Raw genomic sequence first — 18,503 nt, forward strand, 5'->3', positions numbered from 1 at the left:
ACCCCCAACGCGCGCTGTGGAGACCTGACGCACTCCGGCACGGGCTCGCGAGCGGTCCAGGCGGGGTGTGGGGTCAGGCGTCCTTGTCGGCGACGCCCGCGGAATCGAAGGTGGCGACGTCGTGCAGGGCGCGGGCGGCCCCCAGGGCGACGGGCAGGGCGAGCAGCGCACCGGTGCCCTCCCCGAGCCGCATCCCCAGATCCAGCAGCGGGTCCAGCCCGAGGTGAGCCAGCGCGAGGCCGTGACCCGGCTCGGCGGAGCAGTGCCCGGCCAGGCACACCCCGACCGCGTCCGGGTTGAACGCGGCGGCCACCAGCGCGGCCGCGCCGGCGTTCACCCCGTCCAACAGCACGGGCACCCGCAGCGCCGCCGCGCCCAGGATGAACCCGGCCAGCCCGGCGTGCTCCAGCCCGCCGAACGCGGCGAGGACACCGAGCGGGTCGCCCGCGTCGGGGCGGTGCAGGGCGAGTGCCCGGCGCACGACGTCGGTCTTGACCGACAGCGTGGCGTCGTCGATGCCGGTCCCGCGCCCGGTCGCCGCGGCCGGGTCGGCGCCGGTGAACGTGCAGATCAGCGCAGCGGCCGCAGTGGTGTTCGCGATGCCCATGTCCCCGGTGATCAGGCACCGGTTACCGGCGGCCACCAGGTCACGCGCGGTCTCGACGCCCGCCTCGACGGCGGCTCGGGCCTGCTCCCGGGTCAGCGCCGGCCCCGCGGTCATGTCCGCGGTACCGGCCGCCACCTTCCGCGGCAACAGGCCCGGCACCGCGTCCAGCGTCACCGCGACGCCCACGTCGACCACGCACACCTCGGCGCCGAGCTGGCGGGCGAACGCGTTGACCACCGCACCGCCGGCCAGGAAGTTGGCCACCATCTGACCGGTGACCTCCTGCGGCCACGGGGTGACCCCCTGGGCGTAGACGCCGTGATCGCCGGCGAACACCGCGACCGCGGCGGGCTCGGGCAGCGGCGGCGGGCACGAACCGGCGATCCCGGACAGCGTGACGGCGACGTCCTCGACCTGCCCCAGCGAGCCGCGCGGCTTGGTCATCCGGTCCAGCCGGTCCCGCGCGGCCGCCCGGGCCTCCTGCGACACCGGCTCGATCGCCGCGACGGTCTCGGCGAGCAGGTCCACGGGCACCGCCCCGGGCAGCGCCCGGTGTCCGTAGGTCTCGTGGTGCACGGCCCACGACAGCGGCCGGCGCCGGGCCCAGCCCGCGGCGGCGAGCTCCGGTTGGGACGGGAACGCGTCGACGTGCCCGACGCACAGGTAGGCGACGATCTCCAGGTGCTCCGGCAGCCCGAGCAGCCCGGCGAGCTCCCGCACCCCGTCGTCGCTGAAGAAGCTCACCCACCCGACGCCGAGCCCCTCGGCGCGGGCGGCCAGCCACAGGTTCTGCACCGCCAGCGCCGTGGAGTACGGGCCCATCGACGGCTGGGTGTAGCGACCCAGGGTGTGCCGGCCACCGCGGATCGGGTCGCAGGTGACGACGATGTTGAGCGGGGTGTCGAGGATCGCCTCGATCTTGATGTCGGCGAACGCGGCGGCCCGGGCCGCAGGCAGCGACGCCGCGTACACCGCGCGCTGTTCGGAGACGAGCCGGTGCACCCGGACCCGCACGTCCGGGTCGCGCACCACCAGGAAGTCCCAGGGCTGGGAGAAGCCGACGCTGGGCGCGGCGTGCGCCGCACCGAGCACCCGGGTGAGCACGGCGTCGTCGACCGGGAGATCGGGGCGGAACCCGGTACGGACGTCGCGGCGGCCTTCGACGACCCGGTAGAAGGCGGCGGCGTCCCCGGTCGGGGTCACGGGATCGCTCATGCCAGCGGGAGGCGCCGCGGGGGCACGATCGTCACTCCGGGCAGCCGCTGCACCCGCACCGCGCGGCCGAGTCCGCGAGCGGCCACGGCGAACGGCCGCGAGTCGCCCGGGTCCCCTGCGGTCGCGAACACGGCCGTGCCGCCGGGGTGCGCGGCGAACCAGTCGGCGACCCGCCGGGCCGCGGCCGCGGCGTCGGACCCGTCGATCCGCTCGACGCGCCACGCCTCGGCGTAGAACAGCACGGTGGCCTCGGTGTCCCCGGGGACGAACACCACCTCGGCGGCGGCGAGCCGGTCGACGGCGCCGGAGGCCGGCGTCCCGGACTCGCCCGGGCCGACGCCCAGCCCGATCAGGGTGCCGGTGCGCGTCCGGGGACCACGGTGACAGCGCGCACCGGGCAGGCCGCCGCGACGCCGTGGGAACAGATCAGGACCGTCGCCGGCCATCGTGCCTCCTCGAGGGTCCGCGCCCTCTCCTGCGGGATCCGTGCGACGGCGGCGAGTGTCCTGGCTCCCGGATCGCCGCGGCGCCGCCCGGCCTTCCCACGGTTGCCCGCGGTGGCCACGAGGTGGGGACGCGCTCCCCGGTGACAGTGGCGGGACCGCGCCGGATTCCCACCGGCTTCCTCCACTGCCGTCACCCCGACTCGACCACAGCGCGTCGGCGGGGTCAAGCGAGAGGGGTGTTCGCCACGTCCGGCGCGCCGGCCGGGTCAACCGGCAGCGCTGATTCTCCCCGGCTGATTCTCCATGGCCCCGCCGGGGTGCCCCGGCGCGCGGTGAGCACCTCGCCGTTGCCGGGCAGCGCGGCGGGCATCCGTTCGGCGGGATGGCCGTGCAACACGGCCAGCGCGGCGCGGATCGTCTCGCCGTGGGTGACGAGGACCAGCTCACCGGCCGGTCGGGTGCTGAGCACCGCCGCCAGGAAGGCCGCGACCCGGGCGTGCAGGGCGCGGGCGCTCTCCCCGCCGGGCGGCGCCCAGTCCGCGGCGGCGGCCGCGAGCCGTGGGGCGTACCCCGCGACCGGGCGACCCTCCCACGTTCCGTGGCCCTGCTCGCGCAGCGCGGGCTCGCCGCGGACCGGCAAGCCGTGCGCCGCGGCGATCGGCGCCGCGCTCTGCCGGGCCCGCAGCAGGTCGCTGGAGAGCACCGCGCCGACCGGGCGCCCGGCCAGCACCGCCGCGGCGCCCGCGGCCTGCGCGTGCCCCCGCTCGGACAGCGGGACGTGCGGGGTGCGGCCCTGCAGCCGCCCGGCCGCGTTCCAGGTGCTCTCGCCGTGCCGGACCAGGTGCACGGTGACCGGTCCGGGAAGCACGGCCCGCAGCCTAGGCGGGCGCCGGCTCGGGCCGGGCGGCGCCGTAGGCGGCGAGCACGTCGCGGTGGTCGAGCCAGCCGATCGGCTCCCCGCCGTCGGCCGCCACCACCGGCAGCCCGGTGCCCTCGTGCTCGCGCAGCGCGTCCAGCGCATCGTCCAGGGTGCGGTCGGCGCGCAACGGTGGCAGGTCGCGGGCCAGTTCGACGGCGGTCCGGTCGCCGTCGTCGGTGCCGTTCAGTGCCGTCGCGGTGACCGCGCCGCGGTAGCCCTCGTCGTCGAGCACCGGCAGCGCCCCGTAGCGCGCCGCGGCCAGCCGTTCGACGATCTCCGCGTGCCCGGCACTGGCGGCGAGCGGGGCGGGCAGCGGGCGCATGGCCTGGCCGACGGTGAGCGTGTGCAGCACGTCCGGCCGGGCGGCGGCGTCGTGGTCGGCGTTGAGATCCACGCCGCGGCGCAGCAGCTTCAGCGTGTAGATCGTCTCCCGGGAGACCAGGTGGCTCATTCCGGTGGCCAGCACGACGGCCGCCATCAGCGGCAGGATGATCGAGTACTGGCCGGTCAGCTCGAACACGATGAGCACCGCGGTGATCGGCGCATGGCTCGCCCCGGCGAACACCGCGGCCATCCCGACGAGCCCGTACGCACCCGGCGAGATGTGCAGCGCAGGGAACGCGGCCTGCATCACCATGCCGAACGCGGTGCCGCCCATCGCCCCGACGAACAGCGAGGGCGCGAACACTCCGCCGGAGCCGCCGATACCGATCGTCAGGCTGGTCGCGATCATCTTGCCCACGAGCAGGACCAGCAGGAAGCCGAGGGCGTAGCCGCCGGTGACCCCCTTCTCCAGCACCGGGTAGCCGACCCCGTACATCTGCGGCAGCACCAGCAGCAGCCCGCCCAGCAGCAACCCGCCGACGGCCGGGCGCAGCCACTCGGGGCCGCGCCACGCCCAGTCGCAGAGGTCCTCGATCGCGTAGAGCACCCGGGCGAAGGCCCAGCCGAGGAGCCCGGCGAGCAGTCCGAGCCCGGCGTAGCACAGGTACTCCAGCGGCGAGTGCATCGTGAAGCCGGGTAGCACGATGAACGGCGCGCTGCCCAGCACCGCCCGGCCGACCGCGGCCGCGGTCACCGAGGACAGCACGACGACCCCGAACGCCTCGGCGGAGAAGCTGCGCAGGATGAGCTCGAGGCCGAAGAACACACCCGCGATCGGCGCGTTGAACGTCGCCGAGATGCCGCCGGCCGCCCCGCAGGCCACCATCAGCCGCAACCGGTGGTCGGGCACCCGCAACCACTGCCCGATCGACGAGCCCAGCGCCGACCCGATCTGCACGATCGGCCCCTCGCGGCCCACCGAGCCGCCCGAGCCGATGCACAGCGCCGAGGCCAGCGACTTGACCACGGCCACCCGGGCAGGAATCCGGCCGCGGTTGCGGGCGACCGCGAACATCACCTCGGGAACGCCGTGCCCGCGTGCCTCACGGGCGAACCGGTTCACCAGCGGCCCGTACAGCAGCCCGCCGATCACCGGTGCGAGGAGCAGGAAGAACACGCCCAGCCCGGGGAAGTGCGGGCTGGCGACCCGACCGGCGTCGCTGTAGTCGGCGCGGCCGGTGAACAGCTCGGTGAACCACAGGATGAGATAGCGGAACACCACCGCACCCAGCCCGGCGCCCGCCCCGATCAGCAGCGCGAGCCCGACCAGACCGGGCTGCGAGCCGCGCAGCCAGTCGTGCGCGGCGCGCAACGGCCCGCCGGTCCCGCTCCGCGCCGTCGCCCCGGTCGCCTGTGCCACCGCCATCATCGCCCTCCGCTGCCCCGGTCCGCTCGGTCGCACCGGCCGGCCGGGGTCCCGGCGGGCGCGACGTTCTCGACCCGGGTCTCAGCCGAGCCCGGCCGCCCAGTCGGGTTCGGGCACCTCGCCCGCCGCGTCGGCGAAGCTGCGCAGCGCGGCGACCACGGCGGCGTGCCGGTCCGCGGGCAGCGCTCCGAGCAGCCGGCCCAGCTCCGCGCGCCGCCGCCGGGTGACCTCGTCGACCACCGTCCGGCCGCCGGCGCTGAGCCCGACCCGGACCTCGCGCCGGTCGGTGTCGGAGCGCTCCCGCCCGATCAGGCCCTTGGCGACCAGCCGGTCGCACATCCGGGTCGCGGTCGAGGGGGTGACGGCGAGTGCGGTGGCGAGGTCGGCCGGGCGCAGCGCGCCGCGCTGGCCGAGGACGACCAGCGCCCGGTACTGCGGCAGCGTGACCTCCTCGTCGACGGCGGCCAGCGAGCGCGCGGCGACGGCGACCAGCGCCCGGCTGGCCGACATCACCGCGTCGATCAGCGCGTCGGCGGGCTCGACACCTCGTTGCACCAGGACATAATTGCACTGTGCAATCGTCAACCGCGACATCGGTCGCCCGATACGTGCCGGATGTCGTGATCCGGAGGCGGATTCGTGATCAACCCCACCCGCAGGGGCGGGGTCAGCCGGTCGCGCTCAGCCCTGCGACGGGCCCGACGACGACGATCGCGGGCGGGCTGATCTCGTGCTCACGCACCTGCGCGGCGACGGTGGACAGCGTGGCCCGCAGCGTGCGCTGGATGCGGGTGCTGCCGTCCTGGATCACCGCGACCGGGGTGTCGGCGGGCCGTCCGTGCTCGACCAGCGCGGCGGCGAACAGCCCGATCCGCTCCACGGCCATCATCAGCACCACGGTGCCGCGCATCCGGCCCAGGGCCGCCCAGTCGACGAGGCTGCGCGGGTCGTCCGGCGCGACGTGCCCGGACACGACGACGATCTCGTGCGCCACCCCGCGGTGCGACACCGGGACGCCGGCCACGGCCGGTGCGGCGAACGCGCTGGTGATACCCGGGACGACGGTCACCGGGACCCCCGCCTGGGTGCAGGCGATGACCTCTTCGAAACCGCGCCCGTAGACGAACGGGTCGCCGCCCTTGAGCCGGACCACGAACTTCCCGGCGCGCGCGTGCTCGACGAGCAGTTCGTTGATCCGCTGCTGCGCCATCGCGCGGCCGTACGGGATCTTGGAGGCGTCGACGACCTCGACATGCGGGCCGAGCTCCTCGAGCAGGTCGCGCGGACCCAGCCGGTCGGCGACGACGACGTCGGCGCGCGAGAGCAGCCGCCGGCCCCGCACCGTGATCAGCTCGGGGTCGCCGGGCCCGCCGCCGACGAGCGCGACCCCCGGCCGGACCGGCTCGGCCTGGTCATCGACGATGCCGGCGCGCAGGGCCTCCAGCAGTCCGGTCCGTACGGCCGCGGAGCGCCGGTGCCGGCCCCGGGCGAGCACCCCCACGGTCAGCCCGTCGTACTCGCCGACCGCCGGGGTCACGGCGGTGCCGGCGGCGCCGTCGTCGGCGCGCACGCAGAACACCCGGCGCCGCTCGGCCTCCGCGCCGACCGCGGCGTTGACCGCCGGATCGTCGGTGCAGGCCAGCACGTACCAGGCGCCGTCGAGGTCGCCGTCGGTGTAGCGGCGCTCGGTCCAGGCCAGCTCGCCGGCCGAGGCCATGCCCTCGACCGCGGGGGTGACCTCCGGCGCGACGACCTCGACGACGGCGCCCGCGGCGATCATCCGGGCCACCCGCCGCTGGGCCACCTGTCCGCCGCCGACCACGACGACGCGGCGACCGGCCAGGTCGAGCCCGACCAGGTACTGCTCCGTGTGCGCGCTCAACGGCACTCCCTCTCCGGGTGTCCACGCCCGGCTCCGGTGTCCCCACTGGAACGATCAACGGCGGCGACGATCAACGGCGGCACGGGGTCTGACTACCGGGAGAGCGCCCCGGTCACAGTGGCGGGACCGTCCCGGATTCGCACCGGGTTCCCGTGCTGCCGATCCGGGGCAGCATAACCGCCGGCCGGGCGATCGGGACAGGCCGCGCAGCTGCCCCGAACGGAAGCTCACACGTGATCCGCGCTACCTCCGGTGCAGGTCAGCACGCCGTCCGAGGGGTCACCGCGAGGCCGGCACGATCCGGACGGCCGCCGCCGTCACCCCGTCGCCGATCATCTTCGGCACGACCAGCACCGCCCGTGCTCCCGCCGGTCCGCCCAGCTCGGCGGCGGCGAGCAACGCGGCGGCCTCGGCCACGCTGCGGGTCCCGGCGCCGTCCCGGACCCGGGAGCTGGGATTCGGGACCGGGATGACGTCGAGGGTGGCGGCCGGGTAGGTGCGCAGCGCCGCCGGGGCGATCGCGGCGAGGATGCCCGGTTCGCCGGCGCGGCGGTCGACGCTCGCGTATGCCCGGACTGCCCCCGGGTCGAGGTCGTGCTCGGAGTAGAGCCGGTCCAGCAGCGCGGTGACGGCGACGGCGGAGACGCCGCGGACGCTGCCGATCCCGACGACCAGGGTCACGGGCCCCAGTCTGGGGGCTGTACCGGCAGCAGGCAGCGCGGAACCCCCTACTGGGCGAGCGTCGCCCGGGCGAGCAGGTCGATCTCGTCGGCGTCCGCGGCGCACGGGAAGAAGACCAGCTCGTCGCAGCCGGCGTCGGCGAACTCGGCGACCTGCTTGCGCACCGCGTCGGCGTCGGTCAGAACGCTGTCGGCGATGCGCTCGGCGGCGTCACCGACGAAGCGGTAGTAGTCCAGGAGGTACTGGCGCGCCACCGACTTCGCGTGCTCGCCCAGCGCGTAGTAGGCCGAGGCTGCGAAATAGGGCACCCCGTCGCGCCCGGCACGTTCCCACGCCTCCTGCACGCGCTGTGCGGTCCCGCGGAACGCCTCGGGCCCGCCGCCACCGGCCATCCAGCCGCCGGCATACTGCGCGACCCGCCGCAGGGCGGCCCGGCCGTACCCGCCGATCAGCAGCGGCGGCCCTTCCGGCTGGGCCGGCGGCGGGCCGATCACCCCACCCGGCCGGGGGGCCCCACGCCAGACCTCCCGCAGCTCCTCGATGATCCGGTCCTGGACCGTGCCGCGCCGCTCGTAATCGCAGCCGGCCGCCCGGGCGTCGTCACCCGCCCCGCCGACGGCCAGGCAGACGGTGAGCCGCCCGAGGGACAGCTGGTCGATGCCGGCCAGCTGCTTGGCCAGGATCGCTCCGTTGCCGCGGTACGGGGTGACGAGCACGGTGGTGAGCCGGACCTCGTCGGTCGCGGCCGCCGCAGCGCCGAGCACCGGGATCGGGTCGTAGCTGTCCCAGACGATGCGATCGGCCAGGCCGATGCTGAAGAAGCCCCGCTCGTTGGACTCGCGGGCCCACTCGATCACGGTCGGGCCGTCGGTACCCGGGATGGTGGTCGGGAGGCCGATGCCGATGTCCACGCGTCCTCCTGGTGGTCGCTCACGCGGAGGACCAGGCGTTACCCGCAGCCCGGGCGACGAAACGCGCGACGGCGTCGGGGGCGCCTGCCGGATGGGTGTGCAGGAACGACGCGTGCACCCCGCCGGCGACGAAGCCCTCCGGCTCACCGCCGCGCCACGCCCAGGCCGGCGCCCCACCCGCCCGGGGGGTCACGGCGGCATGGTGGAACTCGTGCCCGGCGACCCGGCTCCCGGCCGGGAACGGCGCCGACTCGCTCAGCGCGACCGCGTCGCGGTAGCCCAGGGTGAGCCGCCCGGTCATCGCCGCCGACGCCGCCAGCACCCCGCACATGGGCTCGCCGTCGAGGTCGGCGCACAGGTAGAGCAGCCCGCCGCACTCGCCGTGGATCGGGGCGCCGCGGCCGGCCAGCTCCCTGATCGCCGCCCGCAGCGGCGCGTTCGCCCCGAGCGCGGCGACGTGTTCCTCGGGAAACCCGCCGGGCAGCACCAGCCCGGCCGTGCCCTCCGGGAGCGTCTCGTCGCGCAGCGGATCGACCACCGCCACCTCCGCCCCCGCCGCGGCCAGCAGCTCCACGTGCTCGGCGTAGCCGAAGGTGAACGCCGCCCCGCCCGCCACCGCCACCACCGTGCGCGGATAACGCTGTTCCGGCGACGATTTCCGCGCACGAGCGGCGTCAGCCGCCGACCAGGCCGGTCCGGCGGGCAACGGTTCGGCGAGCCGCACGACCGCGTCGAGATCGACGTGGGCGGCGACCAGTTCGGCCATCGCGTCCACCGCCGCCGTCGCCGCGGACCCGTGCTCGACCGCCGTGACCAGCCCCAGGTGCCGCGACGGCACGGCCAGCTCCGCGCACCGCGGAAGCGCGCCGAGCACCGGCAACCCGGCTTCGGCCGCGGCGGCCCGCAGCACCCCGGCGTGCCGCTCGCTGCCGACCCGGTTGAGGATCACCCCCGCCAACCGCGGCGCCGGATCCAGCCCGGAGTCGAACGACCGGAACCCGTGCAGCAACGCGGCCAGGCTGCGCGACTGCCCGCGGCAGTCCACCACCAGCACCACCGGCGCCCCGAGCAGCCCGGCGACCTGCGCGGTCGAGCCGTACCCGTCGGCGACCCGGCCGTCGAACAACCCCATCACGCCCTCGACGACCGCGACGTCGGCCCCGGCCGCGCCGTGCCGGGCCAGCGGCGCGACCCGCTCCGCCCCGACCAGCACCGGGTCGAGGTTGCGCCCCGGCCGGCCGGCGGCGAGCGTGTGGTAGCCCGGGTCGATGTAGTCCGGGCCCACCTTGAACGGCGCGACGACCGTCCCGCGCCGGCGCAGTGCGGCGATCAACCCGGTGGCGACGGTGGTCTTGCCGCTGCCCGAGGCGGGTGCGGCGATCACCACCCCCCGGGCGGTCACCGGTGACCGAGCACCGGGTGCGGCACGTAGGGCTTCTCCAGCGCGGCGATCTCGTCGTCGGTCAGCTCGACGTCGACGGCGGCGACCGCGTCCTCGATGTGCCCCGGCTTGGTCGCCCCGATGATCGGCGCGGTCACGGTCGGCTTGTGCAGCAGCCAGGCCAGCGCGACCTGGGCCGGTGGCAGCCCGCGCTTCGCGGCGACCTCGGTCAGCGCGTCGACCACCGCGAAGTCGGCCTCGTTGTAGAGCCGGTCGGCGAAGTCGTCGCTGCGGGCCCGGGTGGTCCGCTTCTCCCGGCGGGTCCGGTTGCCGGCCAGCATGCCGCGGGCCAGCGGGCTCCACGGGATGACCCCGACGCCCTGGTCGAGGCACAGCGGGTGCATCTCCCGCTCCTCCTCGCGGTAGAGCAGGTTGTAGTGGTCCTGCATGGAGACGAACCGGTCCCAGCTGCGGGAGTCGGCGACGTGCTGGGCCTTGGCGAACTGCCAGGCGTACATGCTCGACGCGCCGATGTAGCGGGCCTTGCCGGCGCGCACGACGTCGTGCAGCGCCTCCATCGTCTCCTCGATCGGCGTGTTCGGGTCCCACCGGTGGATCTGGTAGAGGTCCACGTGATCGGTGCCCAGCCGGCGCAGCGACGCGTCGATGCTCGACAGGATGTGCTTGCGCGACAGGCCACCGGAGTTGGGTCCCTCGCCCATCGGCATGAACACCTTCGTGGCCAGCACGTAGTCCTCGCGGTCGGCGAAGAACTCGCGCAGCAGCGTGCCGGTCACCTCCTCGCTCACGCCGAGGGAGTAGGCGTCGGCGGTGTCGAAGAAGGTGATCCCGAGCTCGGCGGCGCGGCGCACCAGCGGGCGCGCGGCGTCGAGGTCGAGCACCCAGTCCCGCCAGCTCGACGAGCCGTAGCTCATCATCCCCAGGCAGATCCGGGACACCTGTAGTCCGGTGCTTCCCAGCCGTGCATACCTCATCGCATCACCACTCGATTCCCCGCTGGCCCTTCTGGCCGGCGTCCATCGGATGCTTGATCTTGGTCGTCTCCATCACCAGGTCGGCCGCCTCGATCAGCTCGGGGGCGGCGTCCCGCCCTGTGATGATCACGTGCTGGCGGCCCTCGCGCGCGGCCAGGACGTCGATGACCTCGTGCACGTCCACCCAGCCCCACTTGATCGGGTAGGTGAACTCGTCGAGCACGTAGACCTCGTGGGCCCGGCTCTCGATCCGGCGCCGGATCTCCGCCCAGCCCTCGGCGGCCTGCGCGGCGTGGTCGGCCTCTGTGCCCTGCTTGCGGGCCCACGACCAGCCCTCACCCATCTTGTGCCACTCGACGGGCCCGCCCTCGCCGGTCTGCTCGTGTACCCGGCCCAGGGCGCGGAACGCGGCCTCCTCACCGACCTTCCACTTCGCCGACTTGACGAACTGGAACACCCCGATCGACCAGCCCTGGTTCCAGCCGCGCAGGGCCAGCCCGAACGCCGCGGTGGACTTGCCCTTCATCTCCCCGGTGTGCACCACCAGCAACGGCCGGTTGCGGCGCTGCCGGGTGGTCAGCCCGTCCTGCGGAACCTCGGCGACCCTGCCCTGCGGCATGGGGCCTCCCTTCGATCGGCTCGTGAGCGGAAACAGTCGCGGGAACAGCGTTATCCGCGCACGGGCGCTACGCCGCCCGGTAGGACTGGACGACGCCGGCGACGCACTCGGCGGACAGTTCATCGAGCGTGACGAGCACGCCGCCCGCGGCCTCGGCGATCCGGCCGGTCAGCCCGAGCCGCACCGGCCCGGACTCGCAGTCCACCACGACGGTGTGCACACCGTCGTCGGCGAGCAGCCCGGCGGCCCGATAGGCGTCGTGCACCGGGTCGCCGCCGGGTCGGGCCGGTACCGTGGCCCGGCCGTCGGTCAGCAGCACCAGGAGCGGGCGCCGCCGCGGATCGCGCAGCCGCTCGGCGGCGAGCGCGCGCCGGGCCCGCAGCAGGCCGCTGGCGAGCGGGGTGCGCCCGCCGGTGCGCATCGAGGTGAGCCGGACCTGCGCGGCGGGCACGCTGGACGTCGGCGGCAGCACCAGTTCGGCGCCCAGGCCGCGGAACGTCACCATCCCGACCTTGTCCCGGCGCTGGTAGGCGTCGCGCAGCAGCGACAGCACCGCGCCGGACACCGCACTCATCCGCTTGCGCGCGGCCATCGAGCCCGACGCGTCGACGACGAACAGCACCAGGTTGCCCTCGCGGCCCTCCCGGACGGCGTGCCGCAGGTCGTCGCGCTGCAGCCGCAACCCGGCCCCGGTCCGTCCGCGGGCCAGCTGGTGCGGCGCCGCGGCGGCGATCGTCGCGGGCAGGTGCAGGTCGGCGGCCCGATGCGGGCTCCCACCGGTGTGGTCACCCGCACGCACGACCCGGCCGGCGTCGGTGCGGGCCCGCGACCGGCGGCCGGGCGCGCCCTCCCCGACCCCCGGGACCTCCAGGCGCCGGGCCCGGAACGGCGTCGACGGCGGCGGCGCTGCCCGGGTGGGGCCGTCGCCGCTGGGCTGTTCCTGCGCCGCGGGGGCCTCACCCGTGGGGCCGTCGGCCCCGGCACGCGGCGGGTCGCTCTGCGCCGGACCGGAGGTCGCCGGGCCGGTGGGCCGGTCGGCATCCTCACCATCGCCGGCGCCGGCCTCGGTCCGGGCGTGCGGCGCTCCCCCGCCCCCGCCGTCCGGCGGCTCGGGCTCGGGCTCCGGCTCGGCCTGCTCGGCGGCGGCGCGGAGCGCGTCCTCGAGTGCCTGCTGATCGATGCCCGGCTCGTCGAACGGGTCGCGGCGGCGCCGGTGCGGCAGCGCGAGCCGGGCGGCGACCCGCACGTCCTGCTCGGCGACCGCGTCGGCCCCGCGCCAGGCGGCGTGCGCGGCGGCGGCCCGGGCGATCACCAGGTCGGCCCGCATCCCGTCGACGTCGAAGGCCGCGCACACGGCGGCGATGCGGCGCAGCTCGGTGTCGTCGAGGCGGACCGAGCCGACCCGCTCCTGGGCGTCGGCGATCCGGCGCGCCGTGTCGGCCTCCGCGCCCGCCCAGGCCGCCGCGAAGCCGGCCGGGTCGGCCTCGAACGCCAGCCGGCGCCGGACCACCTCGACCCGGGTGTCGACGTCGCGCGCCGCGCGCACCTCCACGGTCAGCCCGAACCGGTCGAGCAGCTGCGGGCGCAGCTCGCCCTCCTCCGGGTTCATCGTGCCGACCAGCAGGAACCGGGACGCGTGCGACACCGACACCCCGTCGCGCTCGACGTGGGCCCGCCCCATCGCCGCGGCGTCGAGCAGCAGGTCGACGAGGTGGTCGTGCAGCAGGTTGACCTCGTCGACGTAGAGCACCCCGCGGTGGGCGTCGGCGAGCAGCCCCGGCTGGTAGGCGCGCACCCCTTCCGACAGCGCGCGCTCCAGGTCCAGCGACCCGACGAGCCGGTCCTCGGTGGCCCCGACCGGCAGCTCGACGAGGTGCGCGGGGCGGATCTCCCCGGTCCCGCCCGCGGGGTGTGGGCCATCCGGGCAGTCGGGGTCCGGGGCCTCGGGCGAACAACCGAACCGGCAACCCGGGACGACCTGCAGGCCGGGTAGCAGCGCGGCCAGCGCCCGCACCGCCGTCGACTTGGCGGTGCCCTTCTCGCCACGCACCAGAACTCCGCCGACTCCCGGGTGCACCGCGTTGAGCAGCAACGCCAGTCGCAGGTCGTCGTGGCCCACGACCGCGGAGAACGGGAAGCGCGGCACCGTCGTCGCAGTACTCACCGCGCCGAGCCTGCCAGACCGGTCGCCAGCACCGGCAGCTCCGGGGGCGCACCGTGATCGATGACATGTTCGAGCGCGCCGGTGTCCAGGTGCCGCTCGACCAGATCGCCGAGCAGATCGAGCTGAGCGGCCCGTTCCGCGGCGAAGCAGGTGCCCGGCGCGACCCGGAACCCGGTGCGCCCGGCCTGCGCGGCCAGCCGCACGAGCAGCGCGCGGCGGAACGCGTCGTTCTCCAGCAACCCGTGCCAGTGGGTGCCCAGCACGCCGCCGGTGTCCGAGCCCTCGGCCGGGGTGTCCAGGAACGCGGGATCGCCCGAGCGCACGACCCGCCCGTGGTGGATCTCGTAGCCGTGCACCGGCTCGCCGAGCCCGCGTCCGGACGGCCGCCCGAGGTGTTTGCCGGCGTCGAAGGCGATCTCCAGGTCGAGCAGCCCGAGGCCGGCGACGTCGGCGCCGCCGGGCACCTCCACCCCGCCCGGATCCACGATCCGCCGCCCGAGCATCTGGTAGCCCCCGCAGATCCCCAGCACCGGCCGGCCGGCGCGGGCGTGCGCGAGGACGGCGTCGGCCAGCCCGGACCCGCGCAACCAGGCCAGATCCGCGACGGTCGCCTTCGATCCCGGGAGCACGACCACGTCGGCGTCCAGCAGCCGCGACGGCTCGGTGACGTACCGGACCGCGACGCCCGGCTCGCAGGCCAGCGCCTCCGCGTCGGTGGCGTTGGAGATCCGCGGCAACCGCACCACCGCGACCCGCAGCCACTGCGCGCCGTGCGGCGGCGCGGGCCGGCCGAGCACCCCGTCGGCCACCGCCGACAACGAGTCCTCGGCGTCGAGCCAGAGCCGCTCGGCCCACGGCAGCACCCCGTAGGTGGGCCGCCCGGTCAGCGCGCGCAGCTGCTCCAGCCCGGGTTCGAGCAGCGCCGGGTCCCCTCGGAACTTGTTGATCACGAACCCGGCGATGCGGGCCTGGTCGGCCGGGTCGAGCACCGCGACGGTGCCGAACAGGTGCGCGAGCACACCGCCGCGGTCGATGTCGCCGACCACGATCACCGGCAGGTCCGCGGCCTGGGCCAGGCCCATGTTCGCCAGGTCGCCGCCCCGCAGGTTGATCTCCGCCGGGGACCCGGCGCCCTCGCACACCACGACGTCGTAGCGCGCCCGCAGGTCGGTCAGCGTGTCGGTGACCACCCCACGCAGCGCCGCGGTGCGGTCCCGGTAGGACCGGGCACTGACCTGCCCGTCCGCCCGGCCCAGCACCACCACCTGCGACGTCCGATCGCTGCCCGGTTTGAGCAGCACCGGGTTGAACGCGACGCTGGGCTCGAGCCCGCACGCGTGCGCCTGCATCGCTTGCGCCCGCCCGATCTCCCCGCCGTCGACGGTGACCACCGAGTTGTTCGACATGTTCTGCGCCTTGAACGGCGCCACCCGCACCCCGCGGCGCACCAGCCAGCGGCAGATCCCCGCCACCAGGGCGCTCTTGCCCGCATCCGACGTCGTCCCGGCGACCAGCAGCGCACCCTGCACGCCGTCAGTATCGCCCGGCCGGCGACCGCGGCTCCGGCTGCCTCGATCGCGGGTTCAGAACAGCGAGCACAGCCCGGCCGGGCTGCTGCGGAAGCCGATGTTGCCGGTCCAGGTGTTCGCCGTCCCCGCGGTGCCGGTGCCGCTGCTGGTGTCCTGGCAGTCGGCGACCCGGTTGCCGGCCAGTTGGTTGCCCGACACCGTCACGCCGGTGTTGTCGACCGGGATCGGCATCCCGGCGGCGTCGGCGTCGCGGTCGAGCAGGATCCCGACGTTGCTGCTCCCCGCCACCTCGTTGCCGCTGATCCGGCCCGAGGTCTGCCGGGTGAGCCGGATGCCGTCCTGCCGGTTGACGATCTGGTTCCCGGCGACGGTCAGCCCGACGTTGGGCGGGCCGAACGCGTTGCTCACCCGGATGCCCGTCGCGTCGCCGCCGGCGATGGCGTTCCCGGCGACCATCACGCCGGTGGTGTTGCCGCCCACCAGGATCGCGCTGCCGATCGGCACCGCCGTGGCGGGGGCCCGCACGATCTGGTTGTTCGCCACGCTCGCCCCCCTCGCGTTGACGATCACGGCGAACGTCGCGTCGTCGATGCTCTGGTTGCGCTCGATCCGCAGCCCCGTCGAGGCCCTCGACGGGTCACCGGCGGTGTTCACCGCGGCGCTGCTGTGCCCGCGGAACAGGTTGTCGATGATCGCCAGGTTGTTGCCGGGGCCGCTGGAGACGAAGACGCCGGATCCGCCCTGCCCGCCGGTCCGGTTGTTGTCGACGAACCGGTTGCGGGTGATGGTGCTGGGCGTCGCACCGTTCGAGTTGAGGTTCACGCCGAAGCTGGTCTCGGTGATGATGTTGTCGGCGATCGTGAAGCCGCTGCCGCCGTTGAACGCGTCGATGCCGTCGGCCCGCTGCTGCGGGGTGCCGGCGTTGCGGATGGTGAACCCGTCGATCGTCACCCCGCTCACCCCGGGCTCGATGCGGAAGCCGGCGCCACCGCCGCCGTCCACCACCGATTCCGCGAGCGGGTTCGTGCGACCGGTCCGGGCGTCGACGCCGCGCCGGGCACCCAGGAAGGTCAACGGCTTGGTCACCACGACCGTTCCGGTGTAGGTGCCCGGGCACACCGTGATCGTCGACCCCGCCGGGGCCGCGGTCGCCGCCGCGGTGATCGTCGCGAAGGCCGGAGCGGGACAGGCCGGGCCCGCGACGCCGACGACGATCGGCTTCGCCGGCTGCGCCGCGGCCGGTACGGCGGTCAGCAGACCGAGCCCCAGCGCGGCGGCCCCGGCCAGGGCCGCCGATGTGCCCCTGCGAGCCTTCCCCCGTCGCGATCGCACCGCCGCTTCCCCCTCAGCGCGCATGTTCCGTTCCCCTCCGTAACCGACCCGGGCACCATGCCGGGCGGCACGCCCCTGCGTGTGCGCGCAGGATGGCGCGCGGTGACGCCATCGGCTCCGGCTTCCACCCCGGCGGGTGGCCCTCTCACCCCGATCGGCGGACACCGGCCGCCCGCAGGTGGCGGCCTCGTCGGGCACGGAGGGTGACGCGCCCGACCTCGACCAGCGGGGAACGCCTACCGTAGGGGTGTGCGGTTCCTGTTGCGTCCGGGCTGGCTCGTCTTCATCGCGGTGGTGATCGGGTTCGCGATCGCCTGCTACACGTTGCTGGCCCCGTGGCAGTTCGGCCGCGAGGCCGAACGCGACAGCCAGCAGCGGGCGATCGACAACTCGTACCACATCGCGCCCGTCCCGCTGGACGAGCTCGTCCCGGCCGGCGCCGCCGTCACCCCGGGCGTCGAGTGGCGCCAGGTCCAGGTGACCGGGACCTACCTGCCCGAGGCCGAGACGCTGGTCCGGCTGCGCGTCGTCAACGGCAAGCCCGCTTTCGAGGTGCTGACCCCGCTGCGCACGAACGACGGCCGGCTCGTCGCCGTGGACCGCGGCTACATCGTTCCCAGCGACGGCGAGAGCGTGCCCGCGTACGCGGCGCCGCCGGCGGGCGCGGTGACCCTGACCGCGCGGCTGCGGGTCGACGAGACCGACCCGCAGAACCGCGGGGTGCTCACCCTGCAGGGCCACCGGCAGCAGTACGCCGCCGACTCCCGGACTCTGGCCGCGGCCAGCGGCCTGAACCTGATGCCGGGCTACCTGCAGCTCTCCGCGGACCAGCCCGGCGTGCTCGGCCCGCTCGCGGTGCAGGTCGACGCCACCGGGGCGCCGTTCACCAACTTCTCCTACGCGCTGCAGTGGCTCACGTTCGGGGCGATCGCGATCGTCGCGCTCGGGCTGTTCATCCGGTTGGAGTGGCTGCAGCGGCGCGGCGGCCCCACGTCGAGGAAGGCGAAGGAGGCGATGCGCGACGCGTTGGCGGGTCGCGACGGGTGGGGCGCCGACGAGGACACCGAGGGCGGCGAGCGCCCCGACAGCCCCGGAGCGGACCCCGCGTCCCCCGCCGAGACCCCGCTCGCCGACCGCTACGGCCGCCGCTGACGCGCACCGCGCAGCAGCGCGACCCCGGCGGCGGCACCACCGGCGGCCAGGCCGACCAGCCGGGACAGCCGCGCCGCGCGTCGCAGGTCCGCCACCCGCGGTGGCTCCCCCGTCCCCAGCGACGGGCGCTGCTCGGCCCCGTGCGGGTACACGGTGAGCCCACCCAGCCGCACCCCCAGCGCCCCGGCGGCCGCGGCCTCGACGGGCCCGGCGTTCGGGCTGGGGTGCGCCCGCGCGTCACGGCGCCAGGCGGCCAGCGCCGCCCTCGGTGAACCGCCGACGGCCGGGGCCAGGCCGGCGAACAGCAGCGCCGCCACCCGGGCCGGAATCAGGTTCGCGACGTCGTCGAGCCGGGCCGCCGCCCAGCCGAACCGCTGGTAGCGCGCCGACCGGTAGCCGACCATGGCGTCCAGGGTGTTCACCGCGCGGTAGCCCAGCAGGCCCGGCATCCCCGCGACCGCACCCCAGAACAGCGGCGCGACCACGGCGTCGGAGGTGTTCTCCGCCAGCGACTCCACCCCGGCCCGGGCGATTCCGGCCGCGTCCAGCGCCGCCGGGTCGCGCCCGCACAGGCCGGGCAGCCGCAGCCGGGCGGCGGCGAGATCGGCGCGCTCCAGCTCGCCGGCCAGCGCCGCGCCCTCCCGGGCCAGCGACGTCCCGCCGAGCACCGCCCAGGTGGCGGCCGCGGTGAGCAGCGTCCGGGCCGCGGGCGTCCGCTCCAGCAGCGCGCCGAGCCCCGCCGCGCCACCGACCAGCGCCGCGGTGTAGCCCGCCCCGGCCAGTCGCCGGTCGGCGTACCAGCGCCGCTCCAGCGCCGCGGCGACCGAGCCGAACCCCGCCACCGGGTGCCCGTGCCGCGGGTCACCGAGCAGCGCGTCCGCGACCATCCCCAGCACCAGCCCGCCGGCCCGCCCCCGCGC

16 protein-coding genes and 2 riboswitches are annotated in these 18,503 nt (G+C 75.7%); of the genes, 1 reads left to right on the plus strand and 15 read right to left on the minus strand.

All coding sequences use genetic code 11. The features are described 5' to 3' along the window. Window positions 1-73 precede the first annotated feature (73 nt). From cobT to HF526_RS31590, 14 genes are all read right to left on the minus strand, one after another. On the minus strand, window positions 74-1,822 hold the full coding sequence (gene cobT / locus HF526_RS31525; protein WP_169385307.1) for a nicotinate-nucleotide--dimethylbenzimidazole phosphoribosyltransferase: 1,749 nt from the start codon (window positions 1,820-1,822) through the stop codon (window positions 74-76). Next, window positions 1,819-2,268: an SAM-dependent methyltransferase gene (locus tag HF526_RS31530; RefSeq protein WP_169385308.1), complete on the minus strand. Its 450-nt coding sequence runs from the start codon at window positions 2,266-2,268 to the stop codon at window positions 1,819-1,821. Before HF526_RS31530 ends, cobT begins: the two co-directional genes overlap by 4 nt. A gap of 33 nt (window positions 2,269-2,301) precedes the next feature. Continuing rightward, a riboswitch (cobalamin riboswitch) is annotated at window positions 2,302-2,475 on the minus strand. Window positions 2,476-2,491: 16 nt separating this feature from the next. Beyond that, window positions 2,492-3,136: a histidine phosphatase family protein gene (locus HF526_RS31535; RefSeq protein WP_169385309.1), complete on the minus strand. Its 645-nt coding sequence runs from the start codon at window positions 3,134-3,136 to the stop codon at window positions 2,492-2,494. Window positions 3,137-3,146: 10 nt separating this feature from the next. Beyond that, window positions 3,147-4,937, minus strand: coding sequence for a chloride channel protein (locus HF526_RS31540; RefSeq protein ID WP_169385310.1), 1,791 nt, complete (start codon window positions 4,935-4,937; stop codon window positions 3,147-3,149). Between the two features lie 81 nt (window positions 4,938-5,018). After that, the gene (locus tag HF526_RS31545) at window positions 5,019-5,492 is read right to left on the minus strand and encodes a MarR family winged helix-turn-helix transcriptional regulator (RefSeq protein WP_338051888.1); all 474 of its coding nucleotides are present in this window, start codon (window positions 5,490-5,492) and stop codon (window positions 5,019-5,021) included. Window positions 5,493-5,604: 112 nt separating this feature from the next. After that, window positions 5,605-6,819 carry a uroporphyrinogen-III C-methyltransferase gene (gene cobA / locus HF526_RS31550; protein ID WP_211178093.1) on the minus strand — a complete coding sequence of 405 codons (1,215 nt, stop codon included), beginning with the start codon at window positions 6,817-6,819 and terminating at the stop codon, window positions 5,605-5,607. A 33-nt stretch (window positions 6,820-6,852) separates the two neighbouring features. Continuing rightward, window positions 6,853-6,993: riboswitch (cobalamin riboswitch) on the minus strand. A 105-nt stretch (window positions 6,994-7,098) separates the two neighbouring features. Beyond that, a complete protein-coding gene (locus tag HF526_RS31555; protein ID WP_338051889.1) occupies window positions 7,099-7,500 on the minus strand; it encodes a cobalamin biosynthesis protein in 402 nt (133 codons plus the stop codon). Between the two features lie 47 nt (window positions 7,501-7,547). Then, window positions 7,548-8,411 (minus strand): LLM class flavin-dependent oxidoreductase, encoded by an 864-nt coding sequence (locus HF526_RS31560; RefSeq protein ID WP_169385313.1) that lies wholly within the window; start codon window positions 8,409-8,411, stop codon window positions 7,548-7,550. Between the two features lie 19 nt (window positions 8,412-8,430). After that, window positions 8,431-9,813: a cobyrinic acid a,c-diamide synthase CobB gene (locus tag HF526_RS31565; RefSeq protein ID WP_169385314.1), complete on the minus strand. Its 1,383-nt coding sequence runs from the start codon at window positions 9,811-9,813 to the stop codon at window positions 8,431-8,433. After that, entirely contained in the window at window positions 9,810-10,787 is a 978-nt protein-coding gene (locus HF526_RS31570; RefSeq protein WP_169385315.1) for an aldo/keto reductase, read from the minus strand. Before HF526_RS31570 ends, HF526_RS31565 begins: the two co-directional genes overlap by 4 nt. Before the next feature lie 4 nt (window positions 10,788-10,791). Beyond that, window positions 10,792-11,406 carry a cob(I)yrinic acid a,c-diamide adenosyltransferase gene (gene cobO / locus HF526_RS31575; RefSeq protein WP_169385316.1) on the minus strand — a complete coding sequence of 205 codons (615 nt, stop codon included), beginning with the start codon at window positions 11,404-11,406 and terminating at the stop codon, window positions 10,792-10,794. 67 nt (window positions 11,407-11,473) lie between these two features. Then, window positions 11,474-13,570 carry a putative cobaltochelatase gene (locus HF526_RS31580; RefSeq protein ID WP_420821673.1) on the minus strand — a complete coding sequence of 699 codons (2,097 nt, stop codon included), beginning with the start codon at window positions 13,568-13,570 and terminating at the stop codon, window positions 11,474-11,476. Beyond that, window positions 13,567-15,099 (minus strand): cobyric acid synthase, encoded by a 1,533-nt coding sequence (locus HF526_RS31585; RefSeq protein ID WP_169385317.1) that lies wholly within the window; start codon window positions 15,097-15,099, stop codon window positions 13,567-13,569. Before HF526_RS31585 ends, HF526_RS31580 begins: the two co-directional genes overlap by 4 nt. Window positions 15,100-15,153: 54 nt before the next feature. Next, a complete protein-coding gene (locus HF526_RS31590) occupies window positions 15,154-16,431 on the minus strand; it encodes a right-handed parallel beta-helix repeat-containing protein (protein WP_169385318.1) in 1,278 nt (425 codons plus the stop codon). Window positions 16,432-16,680: 249 nt separating this feature from the next. On the opposite strand from HF526_RS31590, the gene HF526_RS31595 reads away from it, so the two are divergent. Then, window positions 16,681-17,583 (plus strand): SURF1 family cytochrome oxidase biogenesis protein, encoded by a 903-nt coding sequence (locus HF526_RS31595; protein WP_169385319.1) that lies wholly within the window; start codon window positions 16,681-16,683, stop codon window positions 17,581-17,583. On the opposite strand, the gene HF526_RS31600 is transcribed toward HF526_RS31595, so the two are convergent. Then, on the minus strand, window positions 17,568-18,503 hold a 936-nt coding region (locus HF526_RS31600), incomplete at its 5' end, for a cobalamin biosynthesis protein (RefSeq protein WP_239029384.1). The two genes, HF526_RS31595 and HF526_RS31600, sit on opposite strands and share 16 nt — an antisense overlap.

The sequence above is a fragment of the Pseudonocardia acidicola genome, from assembly GCF_012911935.1.
GTDB lineage: Bacteria > Actinomycetota > Actinomycetes > Mycobacteriales > Pseudonocardiaceae > Pseudonocardia > Pseudonocardia acidicola.